General features: G+C 69.1%; 3 protein-coding genes. 2 read left to right on the top strand and 1 reads right to left on the bottom strand.

Going from position 1 to position 3,429, the window contains the following annotated elements; all coding sequences use genetic code 11:
• Positions 1–178: 178 nt before the first annotated feature.
• The gene (mazG, locus tag PHC73_RS12785; protein WP_300128949.1) at positions 179–964 is read right to left on the bottom strand and encodes a nucleoside triphosphate pyrophosphohydrolase; all 786 of its coding nucleotides are present in this window, start codon (positions 962–964) and stop codon (positions 179–181) included.
• Between the two features lie 140 nt (positions 965–1,104).
• Here mazG and PHC73_RS12780 point away from each other — a divergent pair, with 140 nt between their 5' ends.
• On the top strand, positions 1,105–1,905 hold the full coding sequence (locus PHC73_RS12780) for a UDP-2,3-diacylglucosamine diphosphatase (protein ID WP_300128946.1): 801 nt from the start codon (positions 1,105–1,107) through the stop codon (positions 1,903–1,905).
• Positions 1,902–2,978, top strand: coding sequence for a glycosyltransferase family 1 protein (locus tag PHC73_RS12775; protein WP_300128943.1), 1,077 nt, complete (start codon positions 1,902–1,904; stop codon positions 2,976–2,978). Before PHC73_RS12780 ends, PHC73_RS12775 begins: the two co-directional genes overlap by 4 nt.
• The last annotated feature ends 451 nt before the right edge of the window (positions 2,979–3,429 follow it).

Raw genomic sequence — 3,429 nt, 5'->3', positions numbered from 1 at the left:
GCCACCGCGCGCGAGGTCGAACGCCGGCCGCGCAGCGGTGTTTACGACGTGACCGTGACCGGCGCCGACGGCGACCGGGTGGCGCTGTTTCGAGGTCTGGCGCGCAGCCGGCCGGGCACGCCGGTGATCGACGACACCCCGCCCTGAGCGCCAGCCAGGCGCCGGGCGCGTGCAGCGCTCACAGCCCGTTTGCCTTGGCGGCGTCCCACAACGCATCGAGCTGCGCCAGCGTGCAGTCCTGCGGCCGCCGGCCGGCGGCGGCAAGCGCCTGCTCGATGTAGGCGAAGCGGCGCTCGAACTTGGCGTTGCCCTGCCGCAGCGCGTCCTCGGCGTCGACTTGCAGGTGCCGCGCCAGGTTGGCCATCACGAACAGCAGATCGCCCAATTCTTCGGCCACCGCGGCACGCTCGCCCTGGTGCAGGGCCTGCCGCAGCTCGGCCAGCTCCTCGTCCAGCTTGTCGAGCACCGGCTCGAGATCGGGCCAGTCGAAGCCGACCTGCGCCGCGCGCTGCTGCAGCTTTTGCGCGCGCCGCAGCGCCGGCAGCGCCTGCGCCACACCGCCCAGCAGGCCCGTGTCGCGCTCGCTGCGGTCGGCGCGCTCGGCCGCCTTGGCCGCCTCCCAGGCGGCGGCGCGCTCGGCGTCGGTCTCGAACATGGCGTCGCCGAACACGTGCGGGTGACGGCGCAGCAGCTTGTCGCAGATGCCGGCCGCGACGTCCTCGAAGTCGAACAGCCCGGCTTCCTGCGCCATCTGCGCGTGGAACACCACCTGCAGCAGCAGGTCACCGAGCTCGAGCCGCAGGTCGTCGAAATCCTGCCGCGCGATGGCGTCGGCGACTTCGTAGGCCTCTTCCAGCGTGTACGGCGCCACGCTGGCGAAATCCTGACGCAGGTCCCAGGGACAGCCGCGCTGCGGGTCGCGCAGGCGGGCCATCAGTTCGAGCAGGCGGCGGGTGTGTTGCATGGCGCGTATTATCGACGCCGCGCCGCCGGCCTGCAGCCGCCCGCCGGCAAGGAAACATTGCATATCAATAACAGAGCGTTAATGACGCGGTAACAAATCACTACCAGACTTCCGGCAACATTGCAGCCAGGATTGCCCGCATGTCACCAGCCAAGTCCCCGGTCCGGCACTACCGCACGGTGTGGATTTCGGACGTGCACCTCGGGTTTCGCGGCTGCCGGGCGGACTTTCTGCTGGACTTCCTGCACCGCGTCACCTGCGAGCGGCTGTACCTGGTCGGCGACATCATCGATTTCTGGGACATGCGCCGCGGCCTGTACTGGCCACAGGCGCACAACGACGTGGTGCGCACGGTGCTCGGCAAGGCCAAGCACGGCACCGAGGTGATCTACGTGCCGGGCAACCACGACGAGCTGCTGCGCGCCCACGACGGCCTGCGGATGGGCAACCTCGCCATCCGCGACCGGATCATCCACGAGACGGCCGACGGCCGGCGCCTGCTGGTAATGCACGGCGACGAGTTCGACGCCGTGGTCAAGTGCAGCCGCCTGCTGGCGCTGGTCGGCAGCCAGGCCTACGCGCTGCTGCTGCGCGCCAACCGGCTGGTCAACTTCGTGCGCGGCAAGCTGGGGCTGCCGTACTGGTCGCTGGCCGGACACCTCAAACACAAGGTCAAGAATGCGGTGAATTTCATTTCCAATTTCGAGGCCGCGGTGGCGCTGGCGGCGCGCCGGCACGGCGTCGACGGCGTGGTGTGCGGCCACATCCACCGCGCCGAGATCAGCATGATCGGGGACGTGCTGTACCTGAACTGCGGCGACTGGGTGGAGAGCTGCACGGCGCTGGTGGAGCACGGCGACGGCAAGATCGAGCTGCTGCACTGGTCCGACCAGCAGCATGCGCTGAAGACTGCCGCCACGCTGCCGGCGCTGGCGGCATGAGGATCGTCATCGTCTCGGACGCCTGGGAACCGCAGATCAACGGCGTCGTCACCACCTTGAAGCGCACCTGCGAGGAGCTGACCGCGCTCGGCCACACGGCCGAGGTGATCCATCCCAACCTGTTTCGCACCGTGCCCTGTCCGGGCTACCGGTCGATCCGCCTGGCGCTGCTGCCCGGCGACCGCCTGACGCGCCTGCTGGACGAGTTCGCCCCGGATGCCATCCACATCGCCACCGAGGGCCCGCTGGGCCTGGCGGCACGCCGTTACTGCCTGCGCCGCGGCATCGAGTTCACCACCGCTTATCACACGCAGTTTCCGGAATACCTGGCGCTGCGTTCGCCAATCCCGGCCCGCTGGACCTATGCCGCGGTGCGCCGCTTCCACGCCGCCGCCGCGCGCACCATGGTCGCCACCGCCTCCCAGCAGGCCATCCTGGAACAACACGGCTTCCGGCACCTGGTGCGCTGGAGCCGCGGCGTCGACACCGCGCTGTTTCAGCCGCGCGAGAAGGATTTTTTGCGCGCGCCGCGGCCGATCGCCATGTACGTGGGGCGCGTGGCGGTCGAGAAAAACCTCGAGGCATTCCTGTCGCTCGAGCTGCCGGGCAGCCGGTTCGTGGTCGGCGACGGGCCGGCGCTGGCGGCCCTACGCGAGCGTTTTCCCGACGTGCAGTTCACCGGCTTCAAGCAGGGCGAGGAGCTGGCCCGGCACCTGGCCGCCGCCGACGTGTTCGTGTTCCCGAGCCGCACCGACACGTTCGGCCTGGTGCTGCTGGAAGCGATGGCCTGCGGCGTGCCGGTGGCGGCCTATCCGGTCACCGGCCCGCGGGACGTGGTAGTGCCGGGCGTGACCGGCGCGTTGCACGAGGACCTCGGCCAGGCCGTGCGCCAGGCGCTCGAGCTCGATCCGGCCGCCTGCGTGGCGCACGCAAAAACCTACTCCTGGCGCAATGCCACACTGCAGTTCCTGGGCAACCTGGCGCCCATGCAGCCGCCGGCCTGCCCGAGCGCGACCGAACCCCGGCCGACCGCCCGCGGCCCCACCGAAGCGACCGCGGACCACGCGCCGTAACGGAAATTCGTCCCCGCGGCTGAGAGCTTGTGAATTTTTCAAGCGCTCAGACCGGCCAGGGATGGCCGGACGCGAAGCGAGCCCGTAAGGGCTTGATTCGCGGGAGCCCGTCCGGGCGTGTACCGGACGGGCGACGCAAGAAATGCGCAGGACGCGCATTTCTTCACAAACCCTGAGAGCTTGTGAATTTTCAAGCTCTCAGGCCGGCCAGGGATGGCCGGACGCGAATCGAGCCCGTAAGGGCTTGATTCGCGGGAGCCCGTCCGGGCGTGTACCGGACGGGCGACGCAAGAAATGCGCAGGACGCGCATTTCTTCACAAACCCTGAGAGCTTGTGAATTTTTCAAGCGCTCAGGCCGGCCAGGGATGGCCGGACGCGAATCGAGCCCGTAAGGGCTTGATTCGCGGGAGCCCGTCCGGGCGTGTACCGGACGGGCGACACAAGAAATGC

Origin of the sequence: Immundisolibacter sp. (genome assembly GCF_028696615.1) — a bacterium.
Lineage (GTDB): Bacteria > Pseudomonadota > Gammaproteobacteria > Immundisolibacterales > Immundisolibacteraceae > Immundisolibacter.
Note: the sequence above shows the minus strand (reverse complement) of the source record. Positions and strands in the feature narration are given on the sequence as shown.

Excerpts from the sequence above, each read along its gene's own strand:
- PHC73_RS12780 (WP_300128946.1), top strand. The coding sequence starts at position 1,105 with ATGTCACCAGCCAAGTCCCCGGTCCGGCACTACCGCACGGTGTGGATT.
- PHC73_RS12775 (WP_300128943.1), top strand. The coding sequence starts at position 1,902 with ATGAGGATCGTCATCGTCTCGGACGCCTGGGAACCGCAGATCAACGGC.
- mazG (WP_300128949.1), bottom strand. The coding sequence starts at position 964 with ATGCAACACACCCGCCGCCTGCTCGAACTGATGGCCCGCCTGCGCGAC.